Origin of the sequence: Streptomyces nogalater (assembly GCF_039532885.1) — a bacterium.
GTDB lineage: Bacteria > Actinomycetota > Actinomycetes > Streptomycetales > Streptomycetaceae > Streptomyces > Streptomyces nogalater.
On sequence record NZ_BAAASM010000006.1, the window covers coordinates 312,957 to 330,336 of the forward strand.

The following is a 17,380-nucleotide window of genomic DNA, read 5'->3' on the forward strand; positions in this document are numbered from 1 at the left end:
TCCGGTGCGGGCACGGTGGTACGGGACTCCGGCGCGGGCACGGTGATACGGGGCTCGGATGGGGCGGCAGGCGGTGGGGCCGGCCGTGGCGGCTGTTCCGGGAGACGCGTCCCGGCCGGCCCGTCGGGAGCCCGCGGTTCCCGCGAGTCCTCGTCGTACGCGTCCATTGGGTCCCGTCCCCCGTTTCGGCTCGTTGTCGTTCGGCCCGGTCGTTCCGCTCGGTCTCGTCCGTCCGGCGTCCGGCCGGGCGGGGCAGCCCGTCGGCGCCGGGTTCGCCACGAGCGCCGCATGCTGCGCGGGCGCCGGCTCTCGGCGCCCGCACGGAACGGTACTCAGCCGGGGGCACCGGGCGCAGCTCCGGGTACGAACCGAGGGCGTGGCCCACGCCACGGGGGCCGGCCGGGGACACGGCCGGCCCGGCCTCCGGCGCTCCGCCCGACGCTGCGACCAGGCAGTGCGGGCATCCGCCGGCACCCCTGACCACCAAGCCCTCGCCTGACACCTTCACCCTCACCACGGCACGCCCCTGCCCGAACCCCTCGCCGCGTCCCCGACTCCCCTCGGCCCGGCCCGCCCCGCACGTCCCCGCCCGTTGTCCACAGGTCGCGCCGGGAGTTTTCCACAGTGGTTGACACCCCGAGGTGGCCCGGCTCACCATGGATTGCGCACGGACCGAACGATCGGTCGGGCCGGGCTGGAAGGACAGTGTTCACCGCAGAGCCGAGGTCAGGGGGACCGCATGGCCACAGCAGCCGCGCAGCGCACGGACCGTACAGAGGCGGACGGCGCGCCGGACACCGCCGACACGACGGCCTACCAGCGCGCCTTCGACGCGACCGTGGCCGCCGACGAGCGCATCGAACCGCGCGACTGGATGCCGGATGCCTACCGCGCGACCCTGGTCCGGCAGATCGCCCAGCACGCGCACTCCGAGATCATCGGCATGCAGCCGGAGGCCAACTGGATCACCCGCGCGCCCTCCCTGCGCCGCAAGGCCATCCTCATGTCCAAGGTCCAGGACGAGGTCGGCCACGGCCTGTACCTGTACGGCGCGGCCGAGACACTCGGCGTCAGCCGTGACGAGTTGCTCGACAAGCTGCACACCGGCCGCCAGAAGTACTCCTCGATCTTCAACTACCCGGCCCTGAGCTGGGCCGACGTCGGAGCGATCGGCTGGCTGGTGGACGGCGCCGCGATCATCAACCAGGTCCCCCTGTGCCGCTGCTCCTACGGTCCGTACGCCCGCGCGATGGTCCGGATCTGCAAGGAGGAGTCCTTCCACCAGCGTCAGGGCTACGAACTGCTGCTGGCCCTCAGCAAGGGCACACCGGAACAGCACGCCATGGCCCAGGACGCGGTGGACCGCTGGTGGTGGCCGTCGCTGATGATGTTCGGCCCGCCCGACGACGAGTCCCAGCACTCCGCGCAGTCGATGGAGTGGAAGATCAAACGCCACTCCAACGACGAACTGCGCCAGCGCTTCGTGGACATCTGCGTCCCGCAGGCCGAGTCCCTGGGCCTCACCCTCCCCGACCCGGAACTGCGGTGGAACGAGGAGCGGGGGCACTACGACTTCGGACCGCTCGACTGGACGGAGTTCTGGGAGGTCGTCAAGGGCAACGGCCCCTGCAACGAACAGCGCCTCACCCAGCGCAGGCGCGCCCATGCGGAGGGCGCGTGGGTACGGGAAGCCGCCGCGGCCTACGCGGCCAAGCACACCGGCGACACCGGTGGGACGGGAGCGACGCGAGCATGAGCACCACCGACTGGCCCCTGTGGGAGGTCTTCGTCCGCTCCCGGCGCGGCCTGTCCCACACCCATGCCGGCAGCCTGCACGCGCCCGACGCCGAGCTCGCCCTGCGCAACGCGCGCGACCTGTACACGCGGCGCGGGGAGGGCGTCTCCCTCTGGGTCGTCCCGGCCTCCGCCATCGCCGCCTCCTCGCCGGACGAGAAGGATCCCTTCTTCGAGCCGGCCGCCGACAAGCCCTACCGGCACCCGACCTTCTACGAGATCCCGGAAGGGGTGGAGCACCTGTGACCGCCACCGGCCCCGCCACCGTCCCGGCGACCGCCGCGCTCGCCCTCGGCGACGACGCCCTGGTGCTCTCCCACCGCCTCGGGGAATGGGCGGGACACGCCCCCGCCTTGGAGGAGGAGGTCGCCCTCGCCAACATCGCCCTGGACCTGCTCGGCCAGGCCCGGGTGCTGCTGTCGCTGGCCGGCGACGAGGACGAACTGGCCTACCTGCGCGACGAACGGGCCTTCCGCAACCTCCAGCTGGTCGAGCAGCCGAACGGCGACTTCGCCCACACCATCGCCCGCCAGCTGTACTTCTCCATCTACCAGCACCTCCTCTACGCCGACCTGGCCGCGGGTGACGGCCCGTTCGCGCCACTGGCCGCCAAGGCGGTGAAGGAGGTCGCCTACCACCGCGACCACGCCGAACAGTGGACGCTCCGGCTGGGCGACGGCACGGAGACCAGCCATGAGCGGATGGCCCGGGCGTGCGCCGCGTTGTGGCGGTACACCGGGGAACTGTTCCAGCCGGTGGAGGGCCTGGCCGTCGACTGGACGCGGCTGGAGGAGCGGTGGCTTGAGTCCGTCGAGGACGTGCTCACCCGTGCCACCCTCACCCTCCCCGAGGGACCGCGCACCGGTGCCTGGTCGGCGGGTGCCGGACGGCAGGGCCTGCACACCGAGCCGTTCGGCCGGATGCTCGCCGAGATGCAGCACCTGCACCGCAGCCACCCGGGGGCGACATGGTGACCGGCACCGCCCTGGAGGCGGAGCTGCTGGAGCTGGCCGGTGCGGTGCCCGACCCCGAGCTGCCCGTGCTCACGCTGCGGGAGCTGGGCGTGCTCCGCGCGGTACATCTCCACGGCACGGACGCGGTGGAGGTCGATCTCACCCCCACCTACACCGGCTGCCCCGCCATCGAGGCGATGAGCGTCGACATAGAGCGGGTGCTGCGCGCCCACGGCATGCGCGAGGTCACCGTCCGCACGGTGCTCAGCCCCGCCTGGTCGACCGACGACATCACCCCCGAAGGACGCCAGAAGCTCCGGGAGTTCGGCATCGCCCCGCCCCGCACCCGGCGGACCGCCGGCCCGGTCCCGCTGGCCCTGGGCCCGACCCGCACCGCGAACGCGGCCCCGCACCCCCGCCTGGGCGCGGCCCCGGACCCCGGCACCGAACCGGAACCAGTCCGCTGTCCGCACTGCGGCTCTGCCGACACCGAGCTGCTGAGCCGGTTCTCCTCGACCGCGTGCAAGGCGCTGCGCCGGTGCCTGGGCTGCCGTGAACCGTTCGACCACTTCAAGGAGTTGTGATGGCACGCTTCCACCCGCTCCCGGTGGCCGCGGTCGACCGGCTCACGGACGACTCCGTCGCCCTCACCCTCTCCGTCCCGCCCGAACTGCGCGAGCAGTACCGGCACGCGCCCGGCCAGCACGTCGCGCTGCGCCGCCGGGTGGACGGCACGGAGATCCGCCGCACCTACTCCATCTGCTCCCCCGCCCCCGACCCGGCCGGCGAGGGGCCGGCCACCCTGCGGGTGGGGGTGCGGCTGGTGGAGGGCGGGGCCTTCTCCACGTACGCGCTGAAGGAGATCAACGTCGGGGACGAGCTGGAGGTGATGACCCCGGCGGGCCGCTTCACGCTGGACCCGGCACCGGGGTGGTACGCGGCGGTGGTCGGCGGCAGCGGCATCACCCCGGTGCTGTCCATCGTCGCCACACTGCTGGCGCGCGCACCGCGGGCCCGGTTCTGTCTGATACGCAGCGACCGGACGGCCGCCTCGACGATGTTCCTGGAGGAGGTAGCCGACCTGAAGGACCGCTACCCCGAGCGGTTCCAGCTGGTGACCGTGCTCTCCCGGGAGGAACAGCAGGCGGGCCTGCCATCGGGCCGGCTCGACCGGGAGCGGCTCACGGGGCTGCTGCCCGCGCTGCTGCCGGTGGCGGAGGTGGCCGGCTGGTTCCTGTGCGGGCCGTACGGGCTGGTCGAGGGCGCCGAGCGGGCGCTGCGCGACCTGGGCGTGGCACGGGACCGCATCCACCAGGAGATCTTCCACGTGGACGCCGGCTCGGCCCCCGCGGCGACGGCGGCGGCCCCCGCGCACAGCACCGTCACGGCGCGGCTGGACGGGCGCGGTGGCACCTGGCCGGTGCGGGAGGGGGAGTCGCTGCTGGAGGCGGTGCTGCGCAACCGGCCCGACGCGCCCTATGCCTGCAAGGGCGGGGTGTGCGGGACGTGCCGGGCCTTCCTGGTCGCGGGCGAGGTGCGCATGGACCGCAACTTCGCGCTGGAGACGGAGGAGACGGAAGCCGGGTATGTGCTGGCCTGCCAGTCGCATCCGCTGACGGAAAGGGTGGAGCTGGACTTCGACCGCTGACGCGCCACCCGTTCGGCTCTCCCCGAACCTGTCCCGCGGTCCCGGCTCGCCGAGGCGGACCTGCCGCGTCCCGGCTGGGGGAAGCGCGACGCCGGGGCGGCTACAGGACGAAGCCGGGGGCGCCGTCGTCGGTGACGACCGGGCGGCCGGCCTGCTGCCAGTCCTGCATGCCGCCGTCGACGTTCACCGCGTCGACGCCCTGCTGGACGAGGTACATGGTGACCTGGGCCGAGCGGCTGCCCGCGCGGCAGATGACGTGGACGCGGCCGTCCTGCGGGGCGGCCTCGGTCAGCTCGCCGTAACGGGCCACGAACTCGCTGAGAGGGATGTGCAGCGCCCCCTCGGCGTGGCCCGCCTGCCACTCGTCGTCCTCGCGGACATCCAGCAGAAAGGCATCGTCCTTGACGTCCGACACCTGGACCGTGGGCACACCAGCTCCGAAATTCATGGCTCCGACGCTACCCGAAGCCCGGCTCAGCCCTGCTCCAGCAGCCCGGCCAGCTCCGCCTCCCGCTGGGCGATGTCGGCACGCAGCCGGCCGGCGATCTCGTCGAGCAGCCCGTCGGGATCGTCCGGGGCGAGCCGGAGCAGCCCGGCGATCGCGCCCTCCTCCAGCTCGCGGGCGACCAGGCTGATCAGCTCCTTGCGCTGGGCGAGCCATTCGAGGCGGGCGTACAGCTCCTCGGCGGGGCTCGGCCGGCGTTCGGGCGGCACCGGGCCGGCGGCCCACTCGGCGGCGAGCTCCGTGAGCAGGGCCTCGTCGCCACGGGCGTAGGCGGCGTTGACCCGGCTGAGGAACTCCTCGCGCCGCTTGCGCTCCGCTTCCTCCTGGGCCAGGTCCGGGTGGGCCTTGCGGGCGAGGTCGCGGTAGAGCTTGCGGGCCTGCTCACTGGGGCGCACCCGCTGCGGGGGCCGTACCGCCTGGCCGGTGAGCATGGCGGTGGCCTCGGGGAACAGGCCGTCGCCGTCCATCCAGCCGTGCAGCAGCTCCTCCACGTCCGGGAGCGGCAGCACCCGGGCACGGGCCTCGGCGGCGCGGCGGACGTCCTCGGGGTCGCCGGTGCGGGCGGCCCGCGCCTCGGCGATCTGCGCGTCCAGTTCCTCGATCCGGACGTACAGCGGGCCGAGCCGCTGGTCGTGCAGTCGGGAGAAGTTCTCGACCTCGACGCGGAACGTCTCCACGGCGATCTCGTACTCGATCAGCGCCTGCTCGGCGGCCCGGACGGCCTGTTCCAGCCGCTCCTCGGGTCGCGGCGCCTGGGACTGGCCGGCTTCGGGGGTGGTCACCCGCTCAGCGTATCGCTGCGGGGCGCCGCGCCGGGCCTGGGCGGGGCCGGGGCCGGGTGTCCCGCCGTAGGGGTGCGGGTGTGTCGCCGGGTGCGGGAGCGTCGGGGCCGGGCGCGCGGTTCCCCGCGCTCCCGGGGAGGTACGGGGAACCGCACCGGGAAGGAACCGTGCGCTCCGGGACTCGTCCCGCAGGCCCGCGCGGCGGCTCACACCCCCGTCTCCGCCGCGATCCGGCCCGTTCGGATGGCCGTCAGGAGGCCGGTGTGGTCGGACTCGGTGCGGTCGGCGTAGGCGACGGCGAACGCGGCGATGGCCTCGTCCAGTTCCTCGTTCTTGCCGCAGTATCCGGCGATCAGCCACGGGTCGGCGCTGTGGGAGTGGGCGCGGGCCAGCAGGGCGCCGGTCATCCGGCCGTAGTCGTCGAGCTGGTCGGCGGGGAGGGCGGCCGGGTCGACACTGCCCTTGCGGTTGCGGAACCGGCGCACCTGGTAGGGGCGCCCCTCGACGGTGGTCCAGCCCAGCAGGATGTCGCTGACCACCTGCATCCGCTGCTGGCCGAGGACCACCCGGCGGCCCTCGTGCGCCACCGGCGGCGCCGGGAAACCGGCCGTGGCCAGGTGCGGGACGAGCGCGGAGGGGCGGGCCTCCTTCACCTGGAGGATCAGCGGCTCCCCGCGGTGGTCGAGCAGCAGGACGACGTAGGAGCGGGTGCCGACGCTGCCGGTGCCGACCACCCGGAAGGCCACGTCGTGCACGGCGTGCCGGGCGAGCAGGGGACGGCGGTCCTCGCCGATCGTGCCGGCGTACTCCTCCAGGGCCAGGGCCACCGCCGCGGCCTCGGCGTCCGGGATCTCGCGCAGCACCGGCGGGGCGGGCACGAACCGGCGCCCGCCGCCCGCGACGGGCGCGGTCGACTTCGCCGCGAACCGGCCGCTGGTGTTGGACCGGGCCTTCTCCGAGACCCGCCGGAGGGTGCCGATCAGGTCGTGGGCGTCGGTGTGGGAGACCAGTTCCTCGTCCGCGATGGCGTTCCACGCGTCGAGCGCGGGCAGCCTGGCGAGCAGCCGCATGGTGCGGCGGTAGGCACCGGCCGCGTCGCGGGCCGCCGCGCGGCAGGTGTCCTCGTCGGCGCCCGCCTCCCGTCCCGCCAGCACCAGGGAGGCCGCGAGCCGCTTCAGGTCCCACTCCCAGGGGCCGTGCGCGGTCTCGTCGAAGTCGTTGAGGTCGATGACGAGGTCGCCGCGGGCATCGCCGTACAGGCCGAAGTTGCCCGCGTGCGCGTCGCCGCATATCTGGGTGCCGATCCCGGTGATGGGGGTGCGGGCGAGGTCGTACGCCATGAGCCCGGCCGAGCCGCGCAGGAAGGCGAACGGTCCGGCCGCCATCCGGCCCACGCGCAGCGGCGTCAGCTCGGGGACGCGGCCGGCGTTGGACTCGCGGACCGCGGTCACCGCGTCGGGGCGGCCGGCGTCCGGGTCGAACGCGCGGTGGGCGGACCGCGGCACGCTCCGCCGCACAGCCTTGCCCTCCTCCTTCGGCGAACCCCCCGGGGAGCCCGAGGAACCCCAGGAGCCCGGGGACCCCTGCGGCGGCCAGGGGGCGAAGCCCCGCACCCTGGGCAGCCGGCGCGCCTTCCGGTCCACCGGGTCCGCCGCCCGCTCACCGCTTCCGGTCATCGCGACCGCCTCCCCGCACTGCCCGCACGCCTTCGAACCGACGTCGGGACGAACGCCGGCTCGGGGAGACGGTACAACCGGTGACCGGGCGCCCCGCGGTGCCGGTGGGACAATGGGCGGCGGCCTCATGCGTCAGGAAGGTACAGGCCCATGACCACCCGACCCGGCCTGCGGGAGCGGAAGAAGGCCAAGACCCGCCGCCTTCTCCGGCAGGAAGCCCTCCGTCTCTTCGTGGAGCAGGGGTACGACCACACCACCGTCGAACAGATCTGTGACGCGGCCGACGTCTCGCCGAGCACGTTCTTCCGTTACTTCCCGGCGAAGGAGGACGTGGTCCTCATGGACGACCCCGGCCCGGGCGCCGAGGGGCCGGACTCCGTGCCGGGTCCCGCCGGGCCACCGGCGGACGACCCCGTGCGGGCGACGCTCCACGACCTGCTCGCCCGGCGCGTCGGCCCGGACCCGGACACCACGCTGGCGCGGCTCGGGCTGGCCGCGCGGGTGCGGCCGCTGCGCGCGCGCATGTGGCAGCACCAGGAGGCACAGGTGGAGCACACGGCGGCGCTGCTCGCCCGGCGCGCGGGCCGGGAGGCGCACGCGTACGAGGTCCGGATGTGCGCGGCCGTCCTCGTCGCGGTGACCACCGAGACGCTCATGTACTGGGCGGAGCGGAACGGCGAGCCCGACCTGACGGCCCTCTTCGCACGGGCACTGGACCACCTTGGCGGACTCCGCCTCTGACCGCGCCCCGGGCGACGGCCGCCGAACCGGGAAACCCAGCGGACCGTCGTCCTTCGCCCCACAGGACATGCAGGACATACAGGACATGACGAGAACGGGACCGTGGCCCGTGAGATAGGTCACGGGCCACCGCCCCGCCGTGATTCCGCCCGAGACCTGCGGTGTCTCATGACAGCGCGGACAACGAGAAACGGGCCCCGCCGTGACTTCCGTCACCGGCCGGGGCCCGTTTCATCGGTACCTCGTTGTGCGCGAGGGGGGAGTTGAACCCCCACGCCCTTGCGGGCACTGGAACCTGAATCCAGCGCGTCTGCCTATTCCGCCACCCGCGCATTGGGTGTGTCTTCCGGTTCCTTCCCTTTCGGGCTGGCCCCTTCCGACATCGAGAACATTAGCACGTCGTTGGGGGTTGATTCACATCCCTTCCCGGGCGCCCCCGGCGGGCTCCGTCCGCGCCCCGTCGCAGGCCGGTGCGCACGTGGCCCACGCGCACCGCCCGCGCCACTCCGTCTCAGGGAGACACGGTTCACGTATCAACCTCGTACCGGTCCCGGCCGTCTCCCCGGAAGGCGGGCCGGGCGCACAGCCCGGTGCGGGACACTGGTCTTCGCCCGCCTCTACGATCCAGGGGCAGCAGGACACGCACCAGGAGTTCGAAGGGGAGCCGCTGGGGGAACCGGCTGATTGGCGGGCGCGTAGATACGATCAGTAAGCAGTACCCGGCAGTACCCCGGCAAGGCAGCGGCACACAGCAAGGCAAGACGACGGCAGGGACGGAGGAGGTGCCCCATGGGAGTCCTGAAGAAGTTCGAGCAGCGTCTCGAAGGTCTGGTGAACGGCACCTTCGCCAAGGTCTTCAAGTCCGAGGTCCAGCCCGTGGAGATCGCCGGAGCGCTCCAGCGGGAGTGCGACAACAACGCCACCATCTGGAACCGCGACCGCACCGTCGTGCCCAACGACTTCATCGTGGAGCTGAGCGCGCCGGACTACGAGCGCCTGAGCCCCTACTCCGGGCAGCTCGGCGACGAGCTGGCCGGCATGGTGCGCGACTACGCCAAGCAGCAGCGCTACACCTTCATGGGCCCGATCAAGGTCAACCTGGAGAAGGCCGACGACCTGGACACCGGCCTGTACCGGGTGCGCTCGCGCACCCTCGCCTCCTCCAGCAGCCAGCAGGACCAGCAGGCGCCGCCCGCCCCGGCGGCCGGCCGCCCCGCGACGAGTGCCCCCGGCGGCTACGGCTATCCGCAGCCCGCCCCGCCCGCCGCACCGCCTACCGGCGCGCCCCCGATGCCGTCGACGCCGCCGCCCGGCGCCCGCCCCGGCGGGTACGGCTATCCGCAACCCGCCACCCAGCGGCCCTCCGCGGCGCCGATGAGCGGCGCGCGCACCCGCTACTGGATCGAGATCAACGGCACCCGCCACCAGATCTCCCGCCCGACGCTGGTGCTGGGCCGCAGCACCGACGCCGATGTGCGGATCGACGACCCCGGCGTCTCCCGCCGGCACTGCGAGATCCGGACCGGAACGCCCTCGACGATCCAGGATCTCGGCTCCACCAACGGCATCGTGGTGGACGGGCAGCACACCACCCGCGCTACGCTCCGCGACGGCTCGCGGATCGTCGTGGGCAGCACCACCGTTATCTATAGGCAAGCCGAAGGGTGAAGCGGGGGCAATGTCAGAGCTGACCCTCACGGTCATGCGGCTGGGTTTCCTGGCCGTACTGTGGCTGTTCGTGATCGTGGCCGTGCAGGTCATCCGGAGCGACCTGTTCGGTACGCGCGTCACCCAGCGCGGATCGCGTAGGGAGGCCGCCCGGCCGCAGCAGTCCGGGCGCCAGCAGACCCGGCAACAGGCCCGGCAGCAGGCCGCACCGCCGCCGCAGCGCGGCCAGCAGGGCGGCGGCCGGCGCGGCCGCAACGCCCCCACCAAGCTGGTCGTGACCGAGGGCACACTCACCGGCACCACCGTCGCGCTGCAGGGCCAGACCATCACCCTGGGCCGGGCGCACGACTCCACGATCGTGCTGGACGACGACTACGCCTCCAGCCGCCATGCCAGGATCTACCCGGACCAGAACGGCCAGTGGATCATCGAGGATCTCGGATCCACCAACGGCACGTACCTGGACCGGTCCCGGCTGACGACCCCCACACCGATCCCGCTGGGCGCGCCGATCCGCATCGGCAAGACCGCAATCGAGCTGCGGAAGTAGTGCTACGTCATGGATAAGCGCGAGCGGAGCGAGCACGCCGCGGCAGGCCGCCACCCGGTCTCCGGCGCGCTCCCGACCGGAGGGTGGGCAGTGTGGCTCGACACGACCGGCTGCATTCTGAGCCGACGGGCGAGGTGCGCATGAGTCTGTCACTGCGCTTCGCCGCCGGATCGCACGAGGGCATGATCCGCGGGCACAACGAGGACTCCGGCTACGCCGGCCCGCGCCTGCTGGCGATCGCCGACGGCATGGGCGGCCAGGCGGCCGGCGAGGTCGCCTCCTCCGAGGTGATCTCCACCATCGTCCCGCTCGACGACGACGTGCCCGGCTCCGACATCCTCACCTCCCTCGGCACCGCCGTGCAGCGCGCCAACGACCAGCTGCGCGCCATGGTCCAGGAGGACCCGCAGCTGGAGGGCATGGGCACGACCCTGACCGCCCTGCTGTGGACCGGACAGCGGCTCGGCCTGGTCCACGTCGGCGACTCGCGCGCCTATCTGCTGCGCGACGGCGCCCTCACCCAGATCACCCAGGACCACACCTGGGTGCAGCGGCTGGTCGACGAGGGCCGGATCACCGAGGAAGAGGCCACCACCCACCCGCAGCGCTCCTTGCTGATGCGCGCCCTCGGCAGCAGCGAGCACGTCGAGCCCGACCTCTCCATCCGCGAGGTACGCGCCGGCGACCGCTATCTGATCTGCTCCGACGGCCTGTCCGGCGTGGTCTCGCACCAGACGATGGAGGAGACCCTCGCCAGCTACCAGGGCCCGCAGGAGACCGTGCAGGAGCTGATCCAGCTCGCGCTGCGCGGCGGCGGCCCCGACAACATCACGGTGATCGTCGCCGACGTGCTGGACCTGGACCAGGGCGACACCCTCGCCGGTCAGCTGTCCGACCAGCCGGTGGTGGTCGGCGCGGTCGCCGAGAACCAGCACCACCCGCAGGACAACGGCATCATGCAGACCCCGGCCGGCCGCGCCGCCCACCTGGGCCGGCGGGGACACGGCGGCGGCGAGTTCGGGCCGCCCGGCTCCGGTGACGGCGGCTACCAGCAGTCCGGCGAGTTCGGCGAGTACGCCGACGACGACTTCGGCAAGCCGCGCAAGCAGCGCGGATGGCTCAAGACGTCCCTGTACGGCGCCCTTGCCCTGGCCGTCGTGGGCGGCGGCCTGTACGGCGGCTATCGCTGGACGCAGACGCAGTACTACGTCGGCGCCAAAGACGAGCACGTCGCGCTGTACCGCGGGATCAGCCAGGACCTGGCCTGGGTGTCGCTGTCGAAGGTGGAGAAGGACCACCCCGAGATCGAACTCAAGTACCTGCCGCCGTACCAGCAGAAGCAGGTGAAGGCCACGATCGCGGAGGGCGGCCTCCAGGCGGCGCGGACGAAGGTCGAGGAGCTGGCCGTGCAGGCCTCCGCCTGCCGGAAGCAGGCCGAGCGCAAGGCCGCGGACGAGGCCGCGCGCGACGCGAAGAACGACAAGGCCAAGACCACCGACGGCGACAAGGCCACCGGCGGGACCGGTGGCACCGGCGGGATCGCCGGCACCGGCACCGGCGGCGCCACGGGAACCGGTACGGGCACCACCGCCGGTACCGGCACCACCGCCGCCGTCGGCACGCGCACCGCGTTCTCCGCGGACTCCGCCGCGCCGGTGGTCGCCTTCGCCCAGGCCTCCCTCGTCACGAAGGCCACCCCGGCCCCGAACCCGTCGGCCTCGAAGACGTCCCCGGCGACCCCTTCGAAGGCTCCGTCCACGACCCCGTCCGCGACCCCCAGCCCCGGCCCCACTCTCTCGGAGGATGAGCAGAAGGTCGTCTCGCTGTGCGGTAAGCAGTAGGCAAGCCGTGAGAGGCCCCGTCACACGATGAGCAGTTCTACGAATTCGCCGACGCATCACACGTCCACGATCGGCGCCATCGGCGCGCCGAGCCGCCGCAACACCGAGCTGGCCCTGCTGGTCTTCGCCGTGGCCATCCCGGTGTTCGCCTACGCCAACGTGGGCCTGGCCATCAGCGACCAGGTCCCCTCCGGGCTGCTCAGCTACGGCCTGGGCCTCGGGCTGCTGGCCGGCGTCGCCCATCTCGCCGTACGGAAGTTCGCGCCGTACGCCGATCCGCTGCTGCTGCCGCTGGCCACCCTGCTCAACGGGCTGGGACTGGTCGCGATCTGGCGGCTGGACCAGTCCAAGCTGCTCCAGTCACTGCCCAACTTCGTCACGGCCGCGCCCCGCCAGCTGCTGTACACCGCGCTGGGCATCGCGCTGTTCGTCGTGGTGCTGATCTTCCTGAAGGACCACCGCGTCCTCCAGCGCTACACCTACATCTCCATGTTCAGCGCCCTGGTGCTGCTCATCCTGCCGCTGGTGCCGGGCCTCGGGGCCGACATCTACGGCGCGAAGATCTGGATCAACATCCCCGGCCTCGGCTCCCTCCAGCCCGGTGAGTTCGCCAAGATCGTCCTCGCCGTCTTCTTCGCCGGCTATCTGATGGTCAAGCGCGACGCTCTGGCCCTCGCCAGCCGCCGCTTCATGGGCCTGTACCTGCCCCGCGGCCGTGACCTCGGGCCGATCCTGGTGGTCTGGGCGATCTCGATCCTCATCCTGGTCTTCGAGACGGACCTCGGCACCTCGCTGCTGTTCTTCGGAATGTTCGTCATCATGCTGTACGTCGCCACCGAGCGGACCAGCTGGATCGTCTTCGGTCTGCTGATGTCCGCGGTCGGCGCGGTCGGCGTGGCGAGCTTCGAGTCGCACATCCAGACCCGTGTGCAGGCCTGGCTCGACCCGATGCGCGAGTACGAGCTCAGCCGCCAGGTCACCCATGACGGCATCCTCCACTCCGACCAGCTCCAGCAGGCCCTGTGGGCCTTCGGCTCCGGCGGCACCCTCGGCTCCGGCTGGGGGCAGGGCCACTCGGACCTGATCCGGTTCGCCGCCAACTCCGACTTCGTCCTCGCCACCTTCGGCGAGGAGCTGGGCCTGGCCGGGGTCATGGCGATCCTGCTGATCTACGGCCTGATCGTGGAGCGCGGTGTGCGCACCGCCCTGGCCGCCCGGGACCCGTTCGGCAAGCTGCTCGCCATCGGCCTGTCCGGCGCCTTCGCCCTCCAGGTCTTCGTGGTGGCCGGCGGAGTCATGGGTCTCATCCCGCTGACCGGTATGACCATGCCGTTCCTCGCGTACGGTGGTTCGTCCGTGCTGGCCAACTGGGCCCTGATCGGCATCCTGATCCGCATCAGCGACACCGCCCGCCGCCCGGCGCCCGCCCCCGCGAGCAACCCCGACGCCGAGATGACCCAGGTGGTCCGCCCGTCATGAACAAGCCCCTGCGCCGTATCGCGATCTTCTGCGGTCTGCTCGTGCTGACCCTGCTGCTGCGGGACAACTACCTCCAGTACGTCAGGGCCGACAGCCTCAAGGACGACCCGAAGAACCGTCGCGTCACCATCGCCCGCTACGCCACCCCGCGCGGCGACATCTTGGTGGGCGGCGACCCGATCACCGGGTCCACCGAGACCAGCAAGAGCGGTCTGAACGACCTGAAGTACAAGCGGACGTACAAGAACGGCGCCATGTGGGCGCCGGTCACCGGCTACGCCTCGCAGGCCTTCGGCGCCACCCAGCTGGAGTCCATCGAGGACGGCATCCTCACCGGCAACGACGACCGGCTGTTCTTCCGCAAGACCCTGGACATGATCACCGGCAAGGAGCAGCAGGGCGGCAACGTCGTCACCACGCTCAACGCCGGCGCGCAGAAGGCCGCGTTCGAGGGCCTGAAGAAGCAGGGCGGCAAGGGCGCGGTGGTCGCGCTGGAGCCGTCCACGGGCAAGATCCTGGCGCTGGCCTCCTACCCGTCGTACGACCCCTCCTCCTTCGCGGGCAACACCAACGACGACGCGGCGGCCTGGAAGAAGCTCCAGAAGAAATACAACCCCAACGACCCGATGCTGAACCGGGCGTTGCGCGAGACCTACCCGCCGGGCTCGACCTTCAAGGTGGTCACGGCCGCCGCGGCGCTGGAGAACGGCAAGTACACCTCGGCCGACGAGCGGACCGACACGCCGCTGCCATGGATCATGCCGGGCACCAGGACCGAGCTGAAGAACGAGGGCAACATCCCGTGCGAGAACGCGACCATGCGGGTCGCGCTCCAGTTCTCCTGCAACACCGTCTTCGGCAAGATCGGCTCCGACCTCGGCAACGACAAGATGCTGGAGGAGGCGAAGAAGTTCGGCTTCGACTCCGAGCAGTTCACCCCGGTCCGCGCCACCGCCTCGGTGTTCTCCGACGACATGAACCAGTCGCAGACCGCGCTGTCCTCCATCGGCCAGTACAACACCGCCGCCACCCCGCTGCAGATGGCGATGGTGGCCTCGGCGGTCGCCAACGACGGCAAGCTGATGAAGCCGTACATGGTCGACTCGCTCCAGTCCTCCAACCTGGACGAGGTCGCCAAGACCGAGCCGGAGGAGCTGAGCCAGCCGCTGTCGCCGAAGAACGCGCAGATCCTGCAGGACATGATGCAGACGGTGGTCGAGAAGGGCACCGGTACCAACGCACGGATCAACGGCGTCAAGGTCGGCGGCAAGACCGGGACCGCCCAGCACGGCGTGGAGAACAGCGAGAACCCGTACGCGTGGTTCATCTCCTACGCCAAGCTGCCCGACGGCAGCTCGCCGGTGGCGGTGGCCGTGGTGATCGAGGACGAGAGCGCCAACCGCGACGACATCTCCGGTGGCGGCCTGGCCGCGCCGATCGCGAAGAACGTCATGGAGGCGGTCGTCAACGCCAAGAAGTGACCGGCCCCGCACGTGACGCGGCCCGCGCAAGTGAGGCCGCTCACACGCCTTTCACATCCTCGCACGTTGCGATACCGGTCCTGTATCGGGTTACGGGCTTGGCCAGGTCACACAGAGCGAGCCGGGTACGGTAGGCCCGGACGGCAGCGCCTCCGGCCGCGCACAGGGGCGCGGCCGAGACCGACGGAGAGGGCTGGTAGGTAGCTATGGAAGAGCCGCGTCGCCTCGGCGGCCGGTACGAGCTGGGCCAGGTGCTCGGCCGCGGTGGCATGGCCGAGGTCTACCTCGCGCACGACACCCGGCTCGGCCGCACCGTTGCGGTGAAGACGCTGCGCGCGGACCTCGCGCGCGACCCGTCCTTCCAGGCCCGGTTCCGCCGGGAGGCCCAGTCGGCCGCCTCGCTCAACCATCCCGCGATCGTCGCGGTCTACGACACGGGCGAGGACTACATCGACGGGGTCTCCATCCCGTACATCGTGATGGAGTACGTCGACGGGTCCACGCTGCGTGAGCTGCTGCACTCCGGCCGCAAGCTGCTGCCCGAGCGGGCGATGGAGATGACCATCGGCATCCTCCAGGGCCTGGAGTACGCGCACCGCAGCGGCATCGTCCACCGGGACATCAAGCCGGCCAACGTCATGCTGACCCGCAACGGCCAGGTCAAGGTGATGGACTTCGGCATCGCCCGCGCCATGGGCGACGCCGGCATGACCATGACCCAGACGGCCGCGGTCATCGGCACCGCCCAGTACCTCTCCCCGGAGCAGGCCAAGGGCGAGCAGGTCGACGCCCGCTCGGACCTGTACTCGACCGGCTGCCTCCTCTACGAACTGCTGACCGTACGGCCGCCGTTCGTGGGCGACTCCCCGGTGGCCGTGGCCTACCAGCACGTGCGCGAGGAGCCCCAGCCCCCGTCGGTCTTCGACCCCGAGATCACGCCCGAGATGGACGCGATCGTCCTCAAGGCGCTGGTCAAGGACCCGGACTACCGCTACCAGTCGGCCGACGAGATGCGTGCCGACATCGAGGCCTGCCTGGACGGCCAGCCGGTCGCGGCCACGGCCGCGCTGGGCGCGGTGGGCTACGGCGGCTACCCCGATGAGCAGGCGACGACCGCCCTGCGCGCGGACGCGGGCGCGACCACCGTGCTGCCTCCGATGAACCCCGACGACGGCGGCTACGGCTACGACGACCGCCCGGACCGCCGCCGCCAGCAGAAGAAGAAGTCCGGCACCGGCACGGTCCTGCTGGTGATCGCGGGCATCCTGGTGCTGGTCGGCGCGATTCTGATCGGCAAGTACGCGTTCAGCAAGAACGGCGACGACGGCAAGGTGCCCGTGCCGGCGTTCGTGGGCCAGCCGCAGAAGACGGCCGAGAAGATGGCCGCCAACGTCGACCTCAAGGTGTCGATCAGCAAGAAGGAGTGCGAGGACCAGGCCACGGGCAACGTGTGCTCGCAGGACCCGCAGCAGGGCAAGAAGGTCGACAAGAACAGCACGGTCAACCTGGTGATCTCCACGGGCGCGCCCAAGGTCCAGGTGCCGGACGTGCGCGGGGCCCAGTTCGACCAGGCGGAGACCCAGCTCAAGGAGAAGGGCTTCGAGGTCGACAAGAAGCTGGAGGTGTCGGACCGCACGCCGGGCGTCGTCATCAACCAGGACCCGGAGCCCGGCGTCAGCAAGGAGAAGGGCACCACGATCACCCTCACGGTCGCCAAGCCGGAGGAGAAGATCGCGATTCCCGATGTCGCCGGCAAGTCCTGTGACGAGGCGAAGGCCACCCTCCAGGCCCAGGGACTGGTGCCGAGCTGCACCGAGACCCCGGTCACCGATCCCGCCCAGGACGGCAAGGTGCAGAACACCAACCCGTTGGCGGGTCAGCAGGTCGTCAAGAACACCAACGTGGTGATCAACGTCGGCAAGGCCCAGCAGCAGCAGTCGTCGGTGCCGGGCGTCGTCGGCCGGCGGGTGAAGGAGGCCCGGCAGATGCTTCAGCAGGCCGGCTTCAACAACATCCAGTTCGCTCCCGGCAGTTCCGGTGACGACAACGCGCTCGTCACCCAGCAGGACCCGCAGCCGAACAGCACGGCCGACCCGAACGGCACCACGGTCACGCTGACCACGGTCTCGTTCGGCCGCGACCACGGCAACGGGGGCAACGGGGGCAACGGGGGCAACGGCGACAACGACGGCGACGGCGGCGAGACGAACTTCTTCGGCGGCCTGGGCGGCTGACGCCTGACGCCGCCGTGTGGCCCCGCCG

15 protein-coding genes and 1 tRNA gene are annotated in these 17,380 nt (G+C 71.8%); 12 read left to right on the plus strand and 4 right to left on the minus strand.

Features of this window, described 5'->3' with window-relative positions:
- The first annotated feature begins 739 nt into the window (after positions 1-739).
- The 5 genes from paaA to ABD350_RS07160 are packed head-to-tail and all read left to right on the plus strand — an operon-like array spanning position 740 to position 4,395.
- Complete coding sequence (gene paaA / locus ABD350_RS07140; protein WP_344346920.1) at positions 740-1,756, plus strand: 1,2-phenylacetyl-CoA epoxidase subunit PaaA; 1,017 nt, start codon at positions 740-742, stop codon at positions 1,754-1,756.
- A complete protein-coding gene (gene paaB, locus ABD350_RS07145; RefSeq protein ID WP_344346921.1) occupies positions 1,753-2,040 on the plus strand; it encodes a 1,2-phenylacetyl-CoA epoxidase subunit PaaB in 288 nt (95 codons plus the stop codon). Before paaA ends, paaB begins: the two co-directional genes overlap by 4 nt.
- A complete protein-coding gene (paaC, locus tag ABD350_RS07150; protein ID WP_344346922.1) occupies positions 2,037-2,768 on the plus strand; it encodes a 1,2-phenylacetyl-CoA epoxidase subunit PaaC in 732 nt (243 codons plus the stop codon). The genes paaB and paaC overlap by 4 nt, the downstream gene beginning before the upstream one ends.
- Entirely contained in the window at positions 2,762-3,331 is a 570-nt protein-coding gene (paaD, locus tag ABD350_RS07155) for a 1,2-phenylacetyl-CoA epoxidase subunit PaaD (protein ID WP_344346923.1), read from the plus strand. The genes paaC and paaD overlap by 7 nt, the downstream gene beginning before the upstream one ends.
- Positions 3,331-4,395, plus strand: a complete 1,065-nt coding sequence (locus ABD350_RS07160) for a 2Fe-2S iron-sulfur cluster-binding protein (RefSeq protein WP_344346925.1) — start codon at positions 3,331-3,333, stop codon at positions 4,393-4,395. The genes paaD and ABD350_RS07160 overlap by 1 nt, the downstream gene beginning before the upstream one ends.
- Positions 4,396-4,495: 100 nt before the next feature.
- On the opposite strand, the gene ABD350_RS07165 is transcribed toward ABD350_RS07160, so the two are convergent.
- The 3 genes from ABD350_RS07165 to ABD350_RS07175 form a co-directional block, all read right to left on the minus strand.
- Complete coding sequence (locus ABD350_RS07165; protein WP_344347055.1) at positions 4,496-4,825, minus strand: rhodanese-like domain-containing protein; 330 nt, start codon at positions 4,823-4,825, stop codon at positions 4,496-4,498.
- A gap of 44 nt (positions 4,826-4,869) precedes the next feature.
- Complete coding sequence (locus ABD350_RS07170) at positions 4,870-5,682, minus strand: hypothetical protein (RefSeq protein WP_344346926.1); 813 nt, start codon at positions 5,680-5,682, stop codon at positions 4,870-4,872.
- Between the two features lie 206 nt (positions 5,683-5,888).
- The gene (locus ABD350_RS07175; protein WP_344346927.1) at positions 5,889-7,358 is read right to left on the minus strand and encodes a DUF2252 domain-containing protein; all 1,470 of its coding nucleotides are present in this window, start codon (positions 7,356-7,358) and stop codon (positions 5,889-5,891) included.
- A gap of 150 nt (positions 7,359-7,508) precedes the next feature.
- Here ABD350_RS07175 and ABD350_RS07180 point away from each other — a divergent pair, with 150 nt between their 5' ends.
- Positions 7,509-8,099 carry a TetR family transcriptional regulator gene (locus ABD350_RS07180; RefSeq protein WP_344346928.1) on the plus strand — a complete coding sequence of 197 codons (591 nt, stop codon included), beginning with the start codon at positions 7,509-7,511 and terminating at the stop codon, positions 8,097-8,099.
- Between the two features lie 248 nt (positions 8,100-8,347).
- Here ABD350_RS07180 and ABD350_RS07185 read toward each other — a convergent pair.
- Positions 8,348-8,431: transfer RNA gene (locus tag ABD350_RS07185), tRNA-Leu, on the minus strand.
- Between the two features lie 457 nt (positions 8,432-8,888).
- On the opposite strand from ABD350_RS07185, the gene ABD350_RS07190 reads away from it, so the two are divergent.
- From ABD350_RS07190 to pknB, 6 genes are all read left to right on the plus strand, one after another.
- On the plus strand, positions 8,889-9,767 hold the full coding sequence (locus tag ABD350_RS07190; RefSeq protein WP_344346929.1) for an FHA domain-containing protein: 879 nt from the start codon (positions 8,889-8,891) through the stop codon (positions 9,765-9,767).
- 10 nt (positions 9,768-9,777) lie between these two features.
- A complete protein-coding gene (locus ABD350_RS07195) occupies positions 9,778-10,317 on the plus strand; it encodes an FHA domain-containing protein FhaB/FipA (protein ID WP_344346930.1) in 540 nt (179 codons plus the stop codon).
- A gap of 140 nt (positions 10,318-10,457) precedes the next feature.
- Positions 10,458-12,158: a Stp1/IreP family PP2C-type Ser/Thr phosphatase gene (locus ABD350_RS07200; RefSeq protein WP_344346931.1), complete on the plus strand. Its 1,701-nt coding sequence runs from the start codon at positions 10,458-10,460 to the stop codon at positions 12,156-12,158.
- A gap of 27 nt (positions 12,159-12,185) precedes the next feature.
- Positions 12,186-13,637 carry an FtsW/RodA/SpoVE family cell cycle protein gene (locus ABD350_RS07205; protein WP_344346932.1) on the plus strand — a complete coding sequence of 484 codons (1,452 nt, stop codon included), beginning with the start codon at positions 12,186-12,188 and terminating at the stop codon, positions 13,635-13,637.
- Positions 13,634-15,118 carry a peptidoglycan D,D-transpeptidase FtsI family protein gene (locus ABD350_RS07210; RefSeq protein WP_344346933.1) on the plus strand — a complete coding sequence of 495 codons (1,485 nt, stop codon included), beginning with the start codon at positions 13,634-13,636 and terminating at the stop codon, positions 15,116-15,118. Before ABD350_RS07205 ends, ABD350_RS07210 begins: the two co-directional genes overlap by 4 nt.
- 206 nt (positions 15,119-15,324) lie before the next feature.
- Positions 15,325-17,352, plus strand: coding sequence for a Stk1 family PASTA domain-containing Ser/Thr kinase (gene pknB / locus ABD350_RS07215; RefSeq protein ID WP_344346934.1), 2,028 nt, complete (start codon positions 15,325-15,327; stop codon positions 17,350-17,352).
- Positions 17,353-17,380 lie beyond the last annotated feature (28 nt).